18 protein-coding genes are annotated in these 17,830 nt (G+C 71.9%); 8 read left to right on the plus strand and 10 right to left on the minus strand.

Features of this window, described 5'->3' with window-relative positions; translation table 11 throughout:
* Positions 1-48: 48 nt before the first annotated feature.
* A complete protein-coding gene (locus WMF20_RS22090) occupies positions 49-255 on the minus strand; it encodes a cold-shock protein (protein ID WP_012236438.1) in 207 nt (68 codons plus the stop codon).
* Positions 256-1,253: 998 nt separating this feature from the next.
* On the opposite strand from WMF20_RS22090, the gene WMF20_RS22095 reads away from it, so the two are divergent.
* On the plus strand, positions 1,254-3,383 hold the full coding sequence (locus tag WMF20_RS22095; RefSeq protein ID WP_437616546.1) for an ATPase, T2SS/T4P/T4SS family: 2,130 nt from the start codon (positions 1,254-1,256) through the stop codon (positions 3,381-3,383).
* 159 nt (positions 3,384-3,542) lie between these two features.
* A complete protein-coding gene (gene def, locus WMF20_RS22100) occupies positions 3,543-4,055 on the plus strand; it encodes a peptide deformylase (RefSeq protein ID WP_437616548.1) in 513 nt (170 codons plus the stop codon).
* An 18-nt stretch (positions 4,056-4,073) separates the two neighbouring features.
* On the opposite strand, the gene ribD is transcribed toward def, so the two are convergent.
* The 9 genes from ribD to WMF20_RS22145 form a co-directional block, all read right to left on the minus strand.
* Positions 4,074-5,219 carry a bifunctional diaminohydroxyphosphoribosylaminopyrimidine deaminase/5-amino-6-(5-phosphoribosylamino)uracil reductase RibD gene (ribD, locus tag WMF20_RS22105; protein ID WP_437616550.1) on the minus strand — a complete coding sequence of 382 codons (1,146 nt, stop codon included), beginning with the start codon at positions 5,217-5,219 and terminating at the stop codon, positions 4,074-4,076.
* Positions 5,220-5,235: 16 nt separating this feature from the next.
* On the minus strand, positions 5,236-5,697 hold the full coding sequence (gene nrdR / locus WMF20_RS22110) for a transcriptional regulator NrdR (protein ID WP_020736510.1): 462 nt from the start codon (positions 5,695-5,697) through the stop codon (positions 5,236-5,238).
* Between the two features lie 24 nt (positions 5,698-5,721).
* Complete coding sequence (gene fabF / locus WMF20_RS22115) at positions 5,722-6,966, minus strand: beta-ketoacyl-ACP synthase II (protein ID WP_129576220.1); 1,245 nt, start codon at positions 6,964-6,966, stop codon at positions 5,722-5,724.
* A 127-nt stretch (positions 6,967-7,093) separates the two neighbouring features.
* Complete coding sequence (gene acpP / locus WMF20_RS22120; RefSeq protein ID WP_020736512.1) at positions 7,094-7,342, minus strand: acyl carrier protein; 249 nt, start codon at positions 7,340-7,342, stop codon at positions 7,094-7,096.
* Between the two features lie 146 nt (positions 7,343-7,488).
* A complete protein-coding gene (gene fabG, locus WMF20_RS22125; RefSeq protein WP_437616552.1) occupies positions 7,489-8,235 on the minus strand; it encodes a 3-oxoacyl-ACP reductase FabG in 747 nt (248 codons plus the stop codon).
* 6 nt (positions 8,236-8,241) lie between these two features.
* Positions 8,242-9,183 (minus strand): ACP S-malonyltransferase, encoded by a 942-nt coding sequence (gene fabD / locus WMF20_RS22130; RefSeq protein ID WP_437616554.1) that lies wholly within the window; start codon positions 9,181-9,183, stop codon positions 8,242-8,244.
* Between the two features lie 175 nt (positions 9,184-9,358).
* The gene (locus WMF20_RS22135) at positions 9,359-10,354 is read right to left on the minus strand and encodes a beta-ketoacyl-ACP synthase III (RefSeq protein ID WP_437616556.1); all 996 of its coding nucleotides are present in this window, start codon (positions 10,352-10,354) and stop codon (positions 9,359-9,361) included.
* A 115-nt stretch (positions 10,355-10,469) separates the two neighbouring features.
* Positions 10,470-10,664, minus strand: coding sequence for a 50S ribosomal protein L32 (rpmF, locus tag WMF20_RS22140; protein WP_020736516.1), 195 nt, complete (start codon positions 10,662-10,664; stop codon positions 10,470-10,472).
* Between the two features lie 4 nt (positions 10,665-10,668).
* Positions 10,669-11,394 (minus strand): YceD family protein, encoded by a 726-nt coding sequence (locus WMF20_RS22145; protein ID WP_437616558.1) that lies wholly within the window; start codon positions 11,392-11,394, stop codon positions 10,669-10,671.
* A 107-nt stretch (positions 11,395-11,501) separates the two neighbouring features.
* Between WMF20_RS22145 and WMF20_RS22150 the strand changes: the two genes are divergently transcribed.
* From WMF20_RS22150 to WMF20_RS22175, 6 genes are all read left to right on the plus strand, one after another.
* On the plus strand, positions 11,502-12,836 hold the full coding sequence (locus WMF20_RS22150) for a hypothetical protein (protein WP_437616560.1): 1,335 nt from the start codon (positions 11,502-11,504) through the stop codon (positions 12,834-12,836).
* Positions 12,837-12,989: 153 nt separating this feature from the next.
* Complete coding sequence (pyrR, locus tag WMF20_RS22155; protein ID WP_437616562.1) at positions 12,990-13,553, plus strand: bifunctional pyr operon transcriptional regulator/uracil phosphoribosyltransferase PyrR; 564 nt, start codon at positions 12,990-12,992, stop codon at positions 13,551-13,553.
* 8 nt (positions 13,554-13,561) lie between these two features.
* Positions 13,562-14,527, plus strand: a complete 966-nt coding sequence (locus tag WMF20_RS22160) for an aspartate carbamoyltransferase catalytic subunit (protein WP_129576227.1) — start codon at positions 13,562-13,564, stop codon at positions 14,525-14,527.
* A 222-nt stretch (positions 14,528-14,749) separates the two neighbouring features.
* Positions 14,750-15,724: an NAD(+) synthase gene (gene nadE / locus WMF20_RS22165; RefSeq protein ID WP_437616564.1), complete on the plus strand. Its 975-nt coding sequence runs from the start codon at positions 14,750-14,752 to the stop codon at positions 15,722-15,724.
* A 230-nt stretch (positions 15,725-15,954) separates the two neighbouring features.
* Complete coding sequence (locus WMF20_RS22170; protein WP_437616566.1) at positions 15,955-16,215, plus strand: acyl carrier protein; 261 nt, start codon at positions 15,955-15,957, stop codon at positions 16,213-16,215.
* A 22-nt stretch (positions 16,216-16,237) separates the two neighbouring features.
* Positions 16,238-17,830 carry a class I adenylate-forming enzyme family protein gene (locus WMF20_RS22175; protein WP_437616568.1) on the plus strand — a complete coding sequence of 531 codons (1,593 nt, stop codon included), beginning with the start codon at positions 16,238-16,240 and terminating at the stop codon, positions 17,828-17,830.

Here is a 17,830-nt window from a genome sequence, read left to right on the forward strand (position 1 = left end):
CGGGGGCGCTGCGCTGGCAGTCCGGTGGGGCGCTGGTCAGGAGGAAATTCAGGCGGTGGCGCGGATCACGTTGACCGCCTGGAGACCTTTGGGACCTTCCTTGATCTCAAATTCGACGGTCTCGTCCTCGAACAGACGGCGGCGCCCCTCCCCGTTGATCTGCGAATAGTGAACGAAGACGTCGGGGCCAGTCTCCTGCTTGATGAATCCCCAGCCCTTCTCGTCGTTGAACCACTTTACCTTGCCAACTGCCATATTTCCTCCACTTCAGAGCTCGTCGATACCCGAGGCGCGCAGGCTGGGAGTCGGGAGGAGGCCGCGGCCGCGGCTGTGGCCTCCTATGATTCCGATGCGGGCTTGGCTGCTTGCAGCAAAACCCCCCTCGTAGACAAATCCAGCTTGCGCAGGGCGGCTGCCCAGCCGCTGGTTGATGTGCATGCGCGGCGACTTCGACGATTCTCCCCGGTCCGAGCGGGCGCCAACGTAAACGGCCCGATGCGCCAAGGTCAAGCAGCGATGATGGTTCGACCCGCGCTCGCGCGAGGCCGCACCGCCTCACCGGCAGTCGCTCCTTGCAGCAGCTTCCGACGGGAATGCCCCGCCGTACAGCAGATCCTGACCGCGAGTACGGAAGCACGATCAATCACGGGGTTGCCTCGCGGTGCGAAGCAGGATTCGCGCGGCTGTCAAGATTTGCGCTCTTATCGAAGAGCCTTGTGCGTCGACCCGCGCATGGCGTCGCGCCCCTCGACGCGGCTCGCGAGATGGCCTAGCGCCCCTCGACGCGGCTCGCGAGATGGCCTAGCGGCCCTCGACGCGGCTCGCGAGATGGCCTAGCGGCCCTCGACGCGGCTCGCGAGATGGCCTCGCTCCCCTCGACGCGGCCGCGATGGCCTCGCGCCCCTCGACGCGGCCATCGAGATGTCGCATGCCCGGCGACGGCCCGCCGACGTCGCGCCGCTGGCCGGCGATGGCTCAGCCTGTCCGGCGACGCGCCGCCGGCGTGCCCCCCTGCGCGCGTGGCGCGGTGCGGCTCCCTCGAGCGGCGCCTGCGCGCGCCACCTGCGCTGCGCCCCGCTGAGCGCGGCCGGCGCGGGCGCGCGAGCCGACGCCCGCGCGCCCGCCCGCGCGCCCGCTCGCCGCCCGTGAGCACGATCCGAAGGCATCTCGTTGACATGTCTGTTCGAGCTTGCTCGTATGGCGTGGCGAGGGCATCGGGTCTCACCTCCGCCCTGGCCCCGCGAGGCGACGAGATGTTCTCGGTGATCATCAGCGAGAAAGGGGGCGCGGAGCGCCGCGAAACCTTCGACCGGACAGAGATCAACGTCGGCCGCGTGCAGGGTAACGACCTGATGCTGCCGAAGGGCAACGTGTCGAAGCGGCACGCCCGCCTGCTCTTCCGCGACGGGCGCTTCATCGTCACCGATCTCAAGAGCACGAACGGCACGTACGTCAACGGCCGGAAGATCGCCCAGGCGACGATCGTCCGCGAGGGCGACAAGATCTACATCGGCGACTTCGTGCTGCGGATCGAGACGGCGGCGGCCGGAACGGCGCCCCCGGACAGCACCGCGCCCCCGGCGCGCGTGCCGGAGGAGACGGGCACCGGCGATCCCTCCCACCTCGCCGACCGCGCGCCGCCGTCCGCCGAGAAGGGGCTGCACCGGTCGGCGCCCCTGCCGCTGATCAACGAGAAGGGCGAGCCATCGCGCACCAGCCAGGGCGTGATCAGCCACTTCCCGCTCGAGCACGATCCGGACGAGTCGGCCGACGCCGCGATGCCCGTCCCCGGCCCGCCGCGCATCCCCTCGCCTCGCCCGCCCATCGCGCCGGGCGCGCAGGGCGGCGCGTCCGGTCCTCCGCCCCTGCCGATCCCTCCGGCGACGCCGAACGCCCCGGGCGCGCGCGACGGCCGCGCCGTGGCGCCCCCCGTCCACCCGACCACGCAGATGCCGCGCCCCTACCCGACCGCGACCCCGCTGCCGGGACAGGGCGGCGCGACCGTCGCGCCGCCGCAGGGCGCCGCGAACGTCGCCGTCCACCCCAGCGTGGTCCCCATCCCCAGCCGGCGCGCCATCCCGCCCGTCTCGGACCGGGTCGACCGGGGGCAAGGCGACTCGGCGCAGGCCGTGGCGCACCGCAGGGCGCTCGCGCGCCTCGTGGAGCGGCTCGCCGACCTGGTCGACCTCGCGCCGCTCGACGGCGGGGCGCCGCCGGACGGCGCGCTCGCCCAGCGGATCGAGCAGGCCATCGCCGCGGGCGCGGAGGCGATGCGCGCGGCGGGCGAGCTCCCCGCCGAGGTCGACGCCGAGGCGCTCATGGCCGACGCGCAGCGGGAGCTGCTCACGCTCGGCCCGCTCGATCGCCTGCTCGACGACGCCGAGGTCGGCGAGATCCAGGTGTTCCGCCACGACCACGTGATCGCGATGCACGGGCGCCGGCGCGTCATCACGGAGGTCGGGTTCAGCAGCGATCGCGCGGTCGACCGCGTCATCCATCGGCTCTGCGCGATGGCCGGGCAGCCGCTCGAGCCGGACGCGCGCTTCGTCGAGCGGACGCTGCCGCAGGGGCGGCGGCTCTTCGCCGTGCTCCCGCCGGCGGCGACCTCCACGCTGGTGATCCGGAAGCCGCAGCGCCCCGACGTCACGCTCGAGGACCTGGTGCGCAACGGGACGATCTCGCGCGCGATGGCCGTCCTGCTCTCCCAGTGCGTGATCGGGCGCGGCAACCTCCTCGTCACGGGGACGCGGGACGCCGGCACGGGCTGGCTGCTCGGCGCGCTCGCGGCCGCGGCGCAGCCCGACGATCGGTTCGTCGTGCTCCAGGACGAGGACGAGCTCGCCCTCGATCAGCCCAACACCCTGTCCATCGCGCTCGGCAGCACGGCGGCCGAGCGGGCGCGTGCGGTGCAGGCGGCCGTGCGCCTCCGGCCGGAGCGGGTCGTGGTGAGCTCGTTCTCGGGCCACGTGGCGGCCGAGATCGTCGACGCGATCGGCGGCGGCATGGACGGCGTGCTCGCGGCCGCCCGGGCGCCCACGCTGCGCCAGGCGGTGACGCGGCTCCCCGCGGACATCGCCGCGACCCGCCCGGGGATCACGCCGGAGGCGGCGCGCGAGTGGCTGGCGTCGTCGTTCGACCTGGCGATCGAGATCGCCCTGCTCCGCGACGGCCGCCACCGCGTGCTCCGCATGGCCGAGCTCGCGCTCGAGAACGGGCAGATCGCCATCCGCGACGTCTTCACGTTCGTGGTCGAGCGGACGGCCGCCGGCGGCGCGCTGGAGGGGACGTTCCACCCCTCCGGGCTGGTGCCGGACATCGTGGAAGATCTCCAGTCGCGCGGGCTCAGCGTCGACACGTCGACCTCGTTCCGGCGCAACCGCTAGCCCCGCCGGCCAGCGCCGTCACGGGCAAGCACGGTCAAACACGAGCAAGCACGAGCAAGCACGAGCAAACAGAGACCAGAAGCGCACGAATCTCCGGCGCGCGGTGAGAACGTCTTGACGGGCGCCGGCGAGAAACGGAGGTTATGCTGTTGAACAGCCATGGCCATCCGCACCATCCTCCACTATCCCGACCCGCGCCTGCGACAGAAGGCGCAGCCGGTCGGGGACATCACCCCCGAGATCACCAAGCTTATCGACGACATGGCCGAGACCATGTACGCCGCGCCCGGCGTCGGCCTCGCGGCCACGCAGATCGGGGAGCCACACCGCATCTTCCTCGTCGACGTCGCCTCCGACAACGAGCCGAGCAACCTCCTCGTGTTCATCAACCCGGAGATCGTCCGGCAGGACGGACAGCAGGTCGGCCCCGAAGGCTGCCTGTCGTTCCCCGGCATCAGCGAGGACATCAAGCGCGCCGAGCGCGTCAGCGTCCGCGCCCGCGGGCGCGACGGCGCGACGTTCGAGATCGCGGCCGACGGCCTGCTCGCCGTGGCCATCCAGCACGAGCTCGATCACCTCGACGGCATGCTGATGATCGACCGGATGGGCACGCTCAAGAAGCGCATCGTCCAGCGGAAGATGCAGAAGCGCGGCGCCGAGGCGACGGGCTGAGCCGCGCCCGCGCCCCGGTCAGCTGCGCGCCGGGAAGGCCAGAGGGCCGCTGACGTACGCGTCGCGGCCGCAGAGCTCCCAGCGCGGATCGACGATCCGGGGCGCGTCCCCCGGCGTGTCCGGGCCGGCCCAGTCGACCGCGCCCGGCCGGCCGCGGGGGCCGAGCAGGATGGGCGCGACGAAGGCGTGGAGCTCGTCCGGCAGGCGCGACGCGAGCAGGCTGCCGGCGAGCTCGGCCCCGCCCTCCACGAGGATGGAGACGATCCCCTGCGAGGCGCAGAGGCGCATCGCGGCGGTCACGTCGACCCGGCCCTCCGCCGAGGTCGGCGCGCGCAGGACGACGCAGCCCGCGTCCACGAGGACCTGCTCGGCCGCCTCGGGCGCGTCGGCGCCCGTGAGCACCCACGTCGGCACATCCCGCGCCGTCTGCGCCAGGCGCGTGTGGAGCGGCAGCCGGAGCCGCGTGTCGAAGACGAGCCGGATGGGGCTCCGCCCGCCCGGCGGGAGCCCCGCCTCGCGCAGGGTGAGGCGAGGGTCGTCGGCCAGCGCGGTGCCGATCCCGATCGCCACCGCGTCGTGGCGCGAGCGGAGCTCCTGCACCTTGGCGCGCGCCTCCGGGCCGGTGACCCACTTGGAGGCCCCCGTGCGGGTCGCGATGCGGCCGTCCAGCGACAGGGCGAGCTTGAGCGCGATGTGGGGGATGCCGGTCGTGATGAACTTGGTCCAGGGCGCGATCAGCGCGCGGGCATCGGCGCTGGCCACGCCGAGCTCGACGGCGAGCCCGGCGTCGCTGAGCCGCTGCGCCCCGCCGCCGACCACCCCGGGGTTCGGATCGGGCGCGCCGATGACGACGCGCTTGATGCCGGCGCTCAGCACCGCGTCCACGCAGGGCGGCGTGCGACCCTCGTGGTTGCAGGGCTCCAGCGTCACGTAGAGCGTCCCGCCGCGCGCCGCGTCCCCGGCCATCGCGAGCGCGAGCCCCTCGGCGTGCTCCTCGCCGGCGCGCGTGTGGTGCGCGACGGCGAGGACGTCCCCCGCGGTGTTCACCACCACCGCGCCGACCGGGGGGTTCGGCGACGGCATCGCCTTGTGCGCCTCCTCGATGGCGAGGCGCATCATCGCGGCGTCGAACTCGGGATCGGGGGTGGGGAGCTTCGCAGACATCGAAGTGCCGGATCTACTAGGGCGCCTTGGCCTTCACAAGCTTGCCAAGCTCGACCATGAACTGGTCGATGTCCCGAAAGGAACGATAGACGCTGGCGAACCGGACGTAGGCGACCTCATCGAGCGCCCGCAGGTGGTTCATCACCCGCTCGCCGAGCTCGGTCGACAGGATCTCCCGCCGCTCGGATTCCTGCGCCTCGCGCTCGATCGCGTCGGCGATGGCCTCGATCTGGTCGGTGGACACGGGCCGCTTGTTGCAGGCGATGCGGAGCCCCCGCACGAGCTTCTGCCGGTCGAAGGGCTCTCGCCGGCCGTCCTTCTTGACGACCGTCGGCAGGATGTCCTCGACGCGCTCGTAGGTCGTGAACCTGCGCTCGCACGAGGCGCACTCGCGCCTCCGGCGGATCACGTCGCCCGCGCCGCCGGCGCGGGAGTCGATGACCCGGTCCTCGAGGTGGCCGCAAAATGGGCACTTCATCGAGCCATCCGGCGCGGCGCGCGATCAGCCGTCGAACTGGGAGAGCACGAGGGACACGTTCGTCCCGCCGAAGCCGAAGGAGTTCGACATCACGTGCTTCAGGCGGCGCTCGCGGGAGGTGAACGGCACGTAGTCCAGGGTGCACTCGGGCTCGGGGTCGTCCAGGTTGAGCGTCGGCGGCACCGCGCCGTGATGCAGCGCGAGGGCGCAGACCGCCGCCTCGACGCCGCCGGCGCCCCCGAGCAGGTGGCCCATCGCCGACTTCGTCGAGCTCACCCAGAGGCGCTTCGACGCCGCGTGTTCGCCAAAGAGCTTCAGGATCGCCCGGGTCTCCTCGATGTCGCCCTGGGGCGTCGAGGTGCCGTGGGCGTTGATGTAGTCGATCGCGTCCGGCGCGAGCCTGGCGTCTTCGAGCGCCATCTTCATCGCGCGCTGCGCCCCGGCGCCCTCGGGCGCCGGCTTCGTGATGTGGTACGCGTCGCACGAGGCGCCGTACCCCACGACCTCCGCGTAGATCTTCGCGCCGCGCTTCTTCGCGTGGGAGAGCGACTCGAGCAGGAGCGACCCGGCGCCCTCGGAGCAGACGAAGCCGTCGCGCCCCTTGTCCCACGGGCGGCTCGCCCGCTGCGGCTCCTCGTTGCGCCGCGAGAGCGCGAACATCGCGCAGAACCCGCCGATGCCGAGGCCGGTGATCGTCGCCTCGGCGCCGCCCGTGAGCATGATGTGCGAGCGCCCGCGGCGGATCCACTCGAACGCCTCGCCGAGCGAGTGCGCGCTCGACGAGCACGCGCTCGTGTTGCAGTAGCTCGCGCCCCGCAGGTCGAGCGCCAGCGCCACCTGCCCCGCGGCGAGGTTGGCGATGACCGTCGGGATGAAATAGGGGCTGACCTTCTGGGGGCCCTTCTCGTGCAGCGTGATCGAGTGCTGGAACAGGTACTCGAGGCCGCCCAGGCCGACGCCGATGAAGGTGCCGCACTGGTCGCGGTCCTCCTCGGTGAGCTCGATCCCCGCGTCCTTCATGCACATCTGCGAGGCGGCGATGGAGAGCTGGGCGAAGCGGCCCATCTCCTTCACCTTCTTCTTGGGGATGTACTCCTCCGGGACGAACCCCTTCACCTCGCCGGCGAAGCGCGTCGGAAAGGCGCTCGCGTCGAAGAGGGTGATGGGTCCGATACCGGACTGGCCAGCCAGCAAAGATTGCCAGGTGGCCTGCGTCCCGATGCCGTTGGGCGTAACGAGCCCGATGCCGGTGATGACAACGCGTTCCATGGCTCTTTTTGCCCTAGCGCCACCACAGAGGTGAGGACGCGTGCATCGACGAAGGGCGGACCCTTCGCCGGTTCACGCGCCATCACACCTCCATGGTGACGCCGCGTCCGGTAGGGCGGTGGGGACGCTACTTCTTGGCATTCCTTTCGATGTAGTCGACCGCATCCTGGACAGTCCGGATCTTCTCCGTGTCCTCGTCCGGAATGTCGATCTCGAACGCCTCCTCGAACGCGAGGACAAGCTCCACCAGGCCCAGCGAATCGGCGCCCAGATCGTCGATGAAACTCGCTTCAGGCTTGATGTCCTTCTCGTCGACGTCGAGCTGTTCCTTGATGATTCGCTTTACTTCGGCCGTGATGTCGCGACCTTCAGCCATGGTATTCCTCCCGGGAAAACGGACCCCCTAGTAGCCCATCGCCATGGGCGTTGCACCATCGAATTACCTGCGACCGTCTTTTTCGTGTGCGCCTGGTTTGCCGCCGAGCGGACGCCCGGCTGCCGACGTCCCCCCGACGAGCGCGCTCAGACGTACATGCCGCCGTTGACGCGCAGCGTCTCGCCCGTCACGTAGCTGGCCTCGTCGGAGCACAGGAATGTGATCGCCGCGGCGACCTCCTCCGGCCGGCCCGTACGCCCGAGCGGGACCATCTTCGTCAGCCCCTCTTTCATCTCAGCGCTGATCGTCGTCGTCATGTCGGTGTCGATGAACCCGGGCGCCACCGCGTTGACGGTGATGCCGCGCCCAGCGTACTCGCGGGCGAGCGACTTCGTCACGCCCAGCAGGGCCGCCTTCGTCGCGGCGTACGCCGCCTGGCCCACGTTGCCCATCTCGGCCACGACGCTGGAGAGGAAGACGATGCGCCCCGTGCGCGCGCGCATCATCACCTTTGTCGCGGCCCGGGCGCACGCGATCGAGCCCTTGACGTTGACGGCGAAGAGGCGATCCAGGTCCTCCTCCTTGATCCGCAGGAGCAGCCCGTCGATCGAGATCCCCGCGTTCGCGACGAGGATGTCGAGCCGGCCGAGGCGCTTCGCCGCGTCGGCGATGGCGGCCTCGGTCGCCTGCAGGTTCGCGACGTCGAAGCCGAGCGCCTCGGCCTTGCCGCCGCGCGCGGTGATCGCCTCGACGAGCGCGCGCGCCTCGGCCTCCCCGCGCACGTAGTTGACGATCACGTGCGCCCCCTGCGCCGCCAGCGCCTCCGACGCAGCCCGCCCGATCCCCCGCGATCCACCCGTGACGATCGCAACTTTGCCCGTAAGGTCGAACATCGATGCCTATGCCTCCGAAAGGAACGCGCTCACGCGCTCAATCCCCGCCATGTCGCTCACGCTGAGCACCTTGATCTGCTTCGTGATCCGCTTCACCAGCCCGGCGAGCACCTTGCCAGGGCCGATCTCCAGGGCGTGCGTGACGCCGTCCTCGGCCATGCGCTCGATCGTCCGCATCCACTGCACGGTGCCGTCGACCTGGCGCAGGAGGAGCGACGGCACCCGCTCCGGATCGGCGTTCGGCGCCGCGTCGACGTTCGCGATCACCGGGAAGGCGAGCGGCCTCAGCTGGGTGCGCTCGAGCTCGGGGCGCAGGCGCTCGGCCGCGGGCCGCATCAGCGCGCAGTGGAAGGGGGCGCTCACCTTGAGCGCGACCGCCTTGCCGCCGCGGGCGGCGGCCATCTCGCGCGCCCGCGCCACCGCGGGGCTGTGGCCGGCGATCACGATCTGCCCCGGCCCGTTGTAGTTCGCCGGCGCGACCACCTCGCCTTGCGCCGCCTCCTCGCAGATCGCGAGCACCGCGGGCTGGTCGAGCCCCATGATCGCGGCCATGGCCCCCTCGCCCTCCGGCACGGCCTCCTGCATCGCGGCGCCGCGGACCCGGCAGAGCCGCACCGCCTCCTCGATCTCGAGCGCGCCGGCGGCGACCAGCGCGCTGTACTCGCCGAGCGAGTGGCCGGCCGCGTAGAGCGGCGGCTCGAGGTCGGGCAGGTGCTCGATGAGCGCGGCGGCCACGGCGCAGCTCGTGGCGACGATGGCGGGCTGGGTGTTGCTCGTCTTCGTCAGCTCCTCCATCGGCCCCTCGAAGCAGAGCCGCGAGATCGGCTCGCCGAGCGCGGCGTCCGCGCGCGCGAACGCGCCGCGCGCCGCCGCCGAGGCCTCGGCGAGGGCCTTGCCCATCCCCACCTCTTGGGCCCCTTGCCCTGGAAACAGCCAAGCGATTTTCACGTTTGCCCTCACTTCCAAGCGGGGGAGGCGGACGCCGCGGCCCGTCCCCGAACCACGTCATGAGGCAGGCGCGCGCGCGCCGCTCACATCTCCGCTCATGCCGGCGCGCCGGGCCAGCTCAGCCGCCCGGACGCGCAGATCTCGACCCCGACGCCGGCGCGCGCGCATGGCCCCATCACATCCGGACGACGGACGCGCCCCAGGAGATGCCAGCGCCGAGCGCGCAGAACAGGACGTTGTGACCTGGCTTGATGCGCCCGTCGCGGACCGCCTCGTCGAGGGCGATCGGGATCGAGGCGCTCGAGGTGTTGCCGTACTCCTCGATGTTCAGCACGAACCGCTCCAGCGGGAGGCTGAGCCGCGCGGCGACCTGGCTGATGATCCGCAGGTTCGCCTGGTGCGCGACGACCCAGTCGACGTCGGTGGCCGTCATGCCCGCCGTCTCGAGCGCGATCAGCGAGGCGCTGGAGAGGTTCTTCACGGCGACCTTGAAGATGTCCTGCCCCACCATGTGGACCTTGTTGCGGTTCTGCTCGATGCCCTCGGCGGTGAGCGGCTCGGCCGTGCCGCCGCCCGGGATGACCAGCGAGCTCGCGAGCCCGCCGTCGCTGAAGATCCGCGTCGAGACGATGCCCCTGCCGTCGCCGGACGCAGGCCCGAGCACGACCGCGCCGGCGCCGTCGCCGAACAGGACGCACGTCGTGCGATCCTTCCAGTTCAGGATGCGCGAGAGCAGCTCGACGCCGACCACGAGGATGTTCCGGGCCACGCCGTTGGAGATGAACTGATCGGCGATGGTGAGCCCGTAGACGAAGCCCGCGCAGGCCGCCGAGATGTCGAACGAGGGGATCTCCTGGGCGCCGAGCTTCTGCTGCACGTGCACGGCGCAGGCGGGCAGCGGGGAGTCGCCGCTGATCGTCCCGACGATGATCATGTCGAGGTCGGCGGCGGAGAGCCCGGCCGCTGCCAGCGCCGAGCGCCCGGCGGCGGCGGCCATGTCGCTCGTGAGCTCGCCCTCGGCGGCGATGTGGCGCCGGCGGATCCCGGTCCGCTCGCTGATCCAGCTGTCGGAGGTGTCGACGATCTTCTCGAGATCGGTGTTGTGCAGGACCCGGGCCGGCGCGTAGCTGCCCGTCCCGAGGATGCGGCTGTTCGGCCGCGCGGCGCTCACGCGAGGCCTCCTCGCGCGCCCGCGCGGATCTTCGCCGCGTCCGCCTGGGCCTTCGCCGCGCCCGGGTGCGCGGGCGCTGCGATCGCGCGCCCCGGCGTCCGCGCACCCGCCCCGGTCATGTGGCCGCGGTCGCCTTGGTCGCCTTCGCCTTGCGCCCGTTGTAGTGCCCGCAGGCGCCACAGGCGCGGTGCGGGAGCCGGGCTTCCCCGCAGTTCTCGCAAGAGACGAGCTGGACGGGGGTCACCTTGTCGTGGTTGGCGCGCCGCATGTCGCGCTTGCTGGGGGTGGTTTTCCTCTTGGGGACGGCCACGGAGCTACTCCTTCTTGGTCTTCTTCTTCGGTGTCCCGGCCTTGGCCGGGGAGGTCGAGGCAGATTGCGCGCGCCGGTCAGAGCCGCCGGGCTTCTGTCCAAGCTTCTCTCGGAGCGCGCTGAGCGGCGCGAGCCGCGGGTCGAGGCCTGGAGCGGCCTCGTCCTCCTCCGCCCCGCCGGCGAGGGTCGAGGAGCCGCCGTCGCGGTCCTCTCGGGACGCGGCAGGACCGATACCCGGGCAAGCCTCAGAGCACAAGGGGAAGTTCGGCATCTCGAGGAGAATGGCTTCCCGGATGAACGGATCGAGCACCACCGTCTCGCCGTCGTACGTGTCGACGTCGGCCTCGTCGGCCGTGAACTCGTACTCGGGCTCCTTGCCCTTGGCCCCCGCCTTCGCCGCCCCGTTGCGGCCCGCGTCGTCCCGCCGGTGGCCGTGCCCGTGGGGCTCGGCCTTCGGCGCCGGGCGCAAGAGGAGCGAGAGCTCGGCGTCGATGTCCAGCGCGGCCGGCGACAGACACCGCGCGCACGGCGTGGCGACCGGCGCCTTGACGCGGCCGCGCACGACGATCTCGTTCCCCGTGCGGGAGAGGCGGGCGGTGAGGTGGCCGGGCGCGCGCCCGGCGACGTCGGCGTCGGCGAGCTCTGCGCTCAGCCAGTCGGTGGGCAGCGGCACGTCCAGCGAGAGGCCGGAGAGGTCGATGTCGTTGGCGGAGACGGCGATCTGGGACATGGGTTCCGGGCCAGTGAAAGCGGAGCGTTTAGCGCGGGGTGCGTTGGCTCGCAAGACCGAGCGCGAGCCGCCGCCGGGGCGGGGCCGCATGGTAGCGTCGCCCCCGCATGGACCATAGCGCCACGCCCGAGATCCCCGCCGCGGGCGCCGCCGGCGAGCGACCGGAGCCTTCGGGGGAGGCCCCGCGGGCGAGCCGGCGCGCGGCGATCGCGCTCGCCCTCTACGCGCTCGTGACGCTCGTGTACGGCGCCAGCGCCTCGCGCGAGCTCTTCGCGGTCCACACGCCCTTCAACCACTACGCCCTGCTGGCGGAGGCGTGGCTGCACGGCCGCCTCGACCTCGGCGGTCCGCCGCCGGCGTACGCGGGCGGCAACGACTTCGCCGTGTTCGGCGATCGCACCTACGTCAGCTTCCCCCCTTTCCCCGCCGTGCTCATCGCGCCGCTCGTGAAGCTCGCCGGCAGCGCCGAGCGCGTGCGCGACGGGCAGTTCTTCCTGGCGTTCGCCGGCGTCGGCCCGGCCGTCCTCTTCCTCGCGCTCGAGAGGCTCTCGGCGTCGCGGCGCAGCCGCCGCACGCAGGCCGAGAACGCCGCGCTCGCGCTGCTCTTCGCGTTCGGGAGCGTCTACTGGTTCAGCGCCGTGCAAGGGACGGTGTGGTTCGCGGCGCACGTCGTCGGCGTGGCGCTCGCGTGCATCTACCTCTACTGCGCGCTCGACGCCGCCCACCCGCTCGCCGCGGGCCTCGCGCTGGGCCTCGGCTTCGCGACCCGCACGCCGCTCGGCTTCGCCCTGCCGCTGTTCCTCTGCGAGGCGCTCCGCGTCGGCCGCTCCGATCCGCGCACCCTCGCCCGCCGGCTCGCCCTGTTCGCCGCGCCGGCGGCGCTCGTCCTCGCCGCGCTGCTCTGGCACAACCACGCGCGGTTCGGCGACGCGGCCGAGTTCGGGCACCGGTATCTCCACATCGCCTGGCGCGCGCGGATCGAGAAGTGGGGGCTCTTCTCGTACCACTACCTGCCGCGCAACCTCGCGGTGGTGCTCACGAGCTTGCCGTACACGCACGCAGAGGGCGCGCCCTTCCAGATCAACGCGCACGGCCTCGCGCTCTGGGTGACGACGCCGATCTACGCGTGGGCGCTCTGGCCCCGGCGCACGCCGCCCGTATTCTGGGCGCTCGCCGCCACGGCGGCCGCGGTCGCGCTGCCGAGCCTCTTCTACCAGAACAGTGGCTGGATCCAGTTCGGCTACCGCTTCTCCAACGACTTCGCCCCGTTCCTCTTCGCCATGATCGCCGTCGGGGGCCGCCGCTTCGGCGCGCCGTTCTACGCCCTCGGCGCGGTCGCGATCGCCGTGAACGCGTTCGGCGCGCTCACGTTCCAGCGCGCGGGCTTCGAGCGGTTCTATTTCTTCGAGCGCACCCAGCGCGTCCTCCACCAGCCGGATTGACCGCGCCGGCGCCGCGGCGGCGCCGCGCCGTCCGTCCCGCCGCCGCGCGAGGGCCCGGAGGCGGCGCGCCCCCCCGGGCGAGCGGGCGATCCGGCGGGCGGCGCACGCGGCCCTTGGGTGCAGGGCGCTCGCTGTGCTAGCCCTCGCCGCGCCATGGAAGCTCTGCTCGACCCGGCCGCCATCGGGCGCGGCCTGCGGCGCATCGCGCTCCAGATCGCCGAGCGCGGCCGCGGCGTGGACGATCTGGCGCTCATCGGGATCCGGCGGGGCGGCGAGCCGCTCGCCAAGCGGCTCGCCGCGCTGCTCCTCGAGACCGAGGGGCAGGCGCCGCCGGTCGGCGCCGTCGACATCACGCTCTACCGCGACGACGCCGCGACCGCCCTGCCGAACCCGCGCATCGGCCCCAGCCACATCACCTTCCCCGTCGACGGCCGGCGCATCGTGCTGATCGACGACGTGATCTACACCGGCCGCACCATCCGCGCGGCGCTCGACGCGGTGCTCGACTACGGGCGGCCGCAGCGGATCGAGCTCGTCGCGCTCGTCGATCGCGGCGGCCGGGAGCTGCCGATTCACCCCGACTACGTCGTCCGCGCGGTCGAGCTCGCCCCCGGGCAGCGCGTCGATGTGGTGGAGCGCGCTGGCGAGCTCTGGGCTCTCGTCACCGCCGCCGGCGCCAAGATCTCGGAGCCCCCCTCTCCCCCGGAAGGAACGTAAGCCAGCGCATGAGGAGGATTTACCCGCACCGACACCTGCTCGGCATCGAGGGGCTGACGCGCCCCGAGATCGTGGCCCTCCTGGACGCCGCCGAGTCGCTCTTCGACGTCTCCCGGCGGAGCGTCCGCAAGGTGCCCACGCTCCGCGGCAAGACGGTCGTGAACCTGTTCTACGAGCCCTCGACGCGCACGCGGACGTCGTTCGAGCTCGCGGGCAAGCGGCTCAGCGCCGATGTGATCAACATCAGCGTCTCCACCTCGAGCGCCGTCAAGGGGGAGTCGCTGCTCGACACGGTGCAGAACCTCCAGGCGATGCAGCCCGACGTCCTCGTCATCCGGCACAGCGCGTCGGGCGCGCCGCACTACATCGCCGCGCGCACGCGCGCCGCGGTCGTCAACGCGGGCGACGGCACGCACGAGCACCCGACGCAGGCGCTGCTCGACGCGTTCACGATCCGGCGCGCCAAGGGGCGGCTGGAGGGGCTGGAGGTGGCCATCTGCGGCGACATCGTCCACAGCCGCGTGGCCCGCTCGAACGCGCACCTGCTCACGACGATGGGCGCGCGGGTCCGCTTCGCCGGGCCGCGCACGCTCCTCCCGGTCGCGGGCGAGTCGCTCGGCGCGACGCTCTACGACCGGATCGAGCCCGCCCTCGAGGGCGCCGACGTGGTGATGATGCTGCGGGTGCAGCGCGAGCGGCTGAGCGGCAGCTTCCTGCCCAGCACGCGCGAGTACAGCCGCACCTTCGGGCTGAGCCCGGCCCGGCTCGCGCTCGCCAAGCCGGACGCGATCGTGATGCACCCGGGGCCGATGAACCGGGGCGTGGAGATCGATCCGCGCGTCGCCGATGGCCAGCAGAGCGTCATCCTCGACCAGGTCGAGGCCGGCGTCGCGGTCAGGATGGCGGTGCTCTGGGTCCTGGCCGCGGAGGCCAACGAGTTCTCCGCGACCGGCGAGCCGCGGCCCGCGGTCTGACGCCGGCCGCGCGCTCGCGCGGCCGGCGTCAACGTCAGCGCGCGGCGAGTGGGCCGCGAGCCCGAACAATCACGAGCGGACGGGAGGGAGCAGCGCGCCGGGGCCGGACGCGCTGTTCCCTCGTGGCCGCGCGGGCTTGCGGCGGCCCGCGGCGAACGGGGTTCCCTGCCGCGCCGCGTTTTAATAGGCTGGTCCATCTTTTTGAAAGGGTGGATGCCAACCATGTTTTCGCGAGACGTCCTCAAGATCGATGCCCCGGCGGTAGCGCAAGAGATCGAGCAGGCCATCCGGGATCAGGTATTCGGTACGCTGCGGCGGCGCGGGGCCGTGGTCGGGATCTCGGGCGGGATCGACAGCTCCGTCGTCTCGACGCTGTGCGCTCGCGCGCTCGGCAAGGACAAGGTGCTCGGCATCTTCATGCCCGAGCGCGACACCTCGGATGACGCGCTACGGCTCGGCAAGCTGCTCGCCGAGCACCTCGGCATCGAGTCGGTCATCGAGAACATCAAGCCCGCGCTCACCGGCCTCCGCTGCTACGAGCGGCAGGACGAGGCGATCCGGATGGTCTACCCGGACTACAACGAGAGCTGGAAGTTCAAGATCACCCTGCCCTCGATCCTCGAGAGCGACCGGCTGAACGTCTCGCAGCTGACGGCGCAGCCGCCCGGCGAGGAGCCGCGGGTGAAGCGGATGCCGCTGAACGCGTACCTGCAGCTCGTCGCCGCGACGAACTTCAAGCAGCGCATCCGCAAGATGATGGAGTACTACCACGCGGACAGGCTCAATTACGCCGTCGCCGGCACGCCGAACCTGCTCGAGTACGATCAGGGCTTCTTCGTGAAGCAGGGCGACGGCGCCGCGGATTTCAAGCCGATCGCGCACCTGTACAAGAGCCAGGTCTACGCGCTCGCCGAGTACATCGGCGTCCCCGCCGACATCCGCAGGCGCGCGCCGACCACGGACACGTTCTCGCTGCCGCAGGGACAGGACGAGTTCTACTTCGCGCTCCCCTACGACAAGATGGACCTCTGCCTCTACGCCTACAACAACAAGGTACCGGCCGCGGAGGCGGCGCCCGCCGTCGGCATCACGCCGGAGCAGGTCGAGCGCGTGTTCAAGGACATCGAGGCGAAGCGCCGCGTGGCGCAGTACCTCCACGCGCAGCCGCTGCTCGTCCGCGACCAGGGCCACGCCTGACGATCCGCGCCCCTCGGCGAGAGAGCGCCCCACGACCACGACGGACTCGCGACGAGATCGCGAGTCGCGACTCTCACCTCGGCAGCGTCCGTCCCGCGGCGACCAGCGCCGGACAGAGGCGAGAGACGGACAGCGCCCTCGGGCGATCTGCGCGCTGGAACCCGGACGCGGCTCCTCCGAGTGTCCTCGACAGGTAAGCCTGGGGGGTGATAGACGTAGAAGTTAACTCCATGAGCACTTCCAGCATCGAATCGACGATTCGCAACTTCCTGGTCACCTCGTTCGGATACAGGGGCGCTACCGCCGATCTGGGGGCCGAGGTCCCTTTGCTCGATCAAGGAATCCTCGACTCGACGGCCGTCCTCGAGATCGTCCAGTTCCTCGAGCAGGACCTCGGCATCCAGGTCGCCGACGAGGAGATGGTGCCGGAGAATTTCGGCTCGATCGCCCGGCTCGTGACCTACGTCAGCGGGAAGAAGAGCAGCAACTAGCCCGAACACCCACGGGGGGCGCATGAGCACGCAGCACACCGCTCGCCGCGATCCGCGCTCGGATCGCTTCCTCATCGACTCCGCGCTGCGATCGTTCGCCGATTCGCGCCCCGACCACGTCGCGCTGGTCTCCGAGGGGCGGCGGCTCACGTACCGCGAGCTCGACGCGCTCGCCGACCGCTGCGGCGCCCTCTTCCGCGCGTCCGGCGTGCAGCGCGGCGATCGCGTGATGATCGCGCTCGACAACGGCGTTGACGCGGTCGTCGCGTACTACGGCGCGCTCCGGGCCGACGGGGTGCCGTCGCTGCTCGGCACCGCGATGCGGCCCCGGCGCCTCGGCCAGGTCATGGCCCTCGCCGAGCCGCGCGCGCTCGTGGCGGCGCGCAGCATGCGCGAGGGGCTCGCGGCCGTGGCCGAGCTCCCGCCCGCCGCGCGGCCGGCGGCGACGTTCCTGAGCGGCGCCGCGCCCCCGGCCGCCGCGGCCGGCCCCTCGCCCGAGGGGCGCGACTTCCAGGAGGCGCTGGCCGCCGCGCCGAGCGAGGCGCCCGAGCGCCGCGCGATCGAGCTCGACCTCGCGACGCTCTGCTGGACGAGCGGCAGCACGGGCGAGTCGAAGGGGGTCATGCTGACGCACCAGAACCTGCGCAACAGCAGCGCGGCCATCGGCGCGTACCTCGAGCACACGGCGGACGACGTGATCCTCTGCGTGCTCCCGCTGTCGCACACCTACGGCCTCTTCCAGCTGCTCGTGACGCACGCGTTCGGCGGGACCATCGTGCTCGAGAGGGGCTTCTCCATGCCGTGGCCCATCGTCCAGAAGCTGGCCGACGAGCGCGCCACCGGCTTCGCGGGCGTGCCGACGATCTTCGCCTCGATGCTGTCGCTGAAGAACTTCGCGAAGGCGGACCTCTCGGCGCTCCGCTACATGACGAACGCCGCGTACGGCCTCCCCGCGCCGCAGCTCCTGCGCCTCCGCGAGCTCCTCCCGCGCGCCTCCTTCTTCGCGATGTACGGCCAGACCGAGTGTACGCGCGTCTGCTACCTGCCGCCGTCGCTCTCGCTGGAGCGGCCGTCCTCCGTGGGCATCGCGATGCCGAACGAGGAGCTCTGGATCGAGCGGGAGGACGGCACGCGAGCGGAGCCGGGCGAGGTGGGCGAGCTCGTCGTGCGCGGGCCCAACGTGATGCGCGGCTACTGGAAGAACCCCGACGCGACCGCGCGCGCGCTCCGGCCGGGGCCCCTCCCGGGCGAGGTCGTGCTCCACACCGGCGACCTCTTCAAGATGGATGAGGAGCGGTACCTCTACTTCGTCGCGCGCAAGGACGACATCATCAAGACCCGCGGCGAGAAGGTGAGCCCCCTCGAGGTCGAGTCCGTGATCTGCAAGGTCCCGGGCGTGGTCGAGGTGGCGGTCGTCGGCGTGCCGGATCAGGTGCTCGGCGTCGCGGTGAAGGCCGCCGTCGTGAAGGACCCCGACGCCGCGGTGACAGCCGACGACGTCCGCAAGAAGGTGCGGTCCGAGCTCGACGAGGTCGCCGTGCCCAAGTTCGTCGAGTTCATGGACGCGCTCCCCAAGACGGCGAGCGGCAAAGTCAAGAAGAGCGAGCTCATCTGA

Source organism: Sorangium sp. So ce834 (genome assembly GCF_051521425.1).
Taxonomy (GTDB): domain Bacteria; phylum Myxococcota_A; class Polyangia; order Polyangiales; family Polyangiaceae; genus Sorangium; species Sorangium cellulosum_D.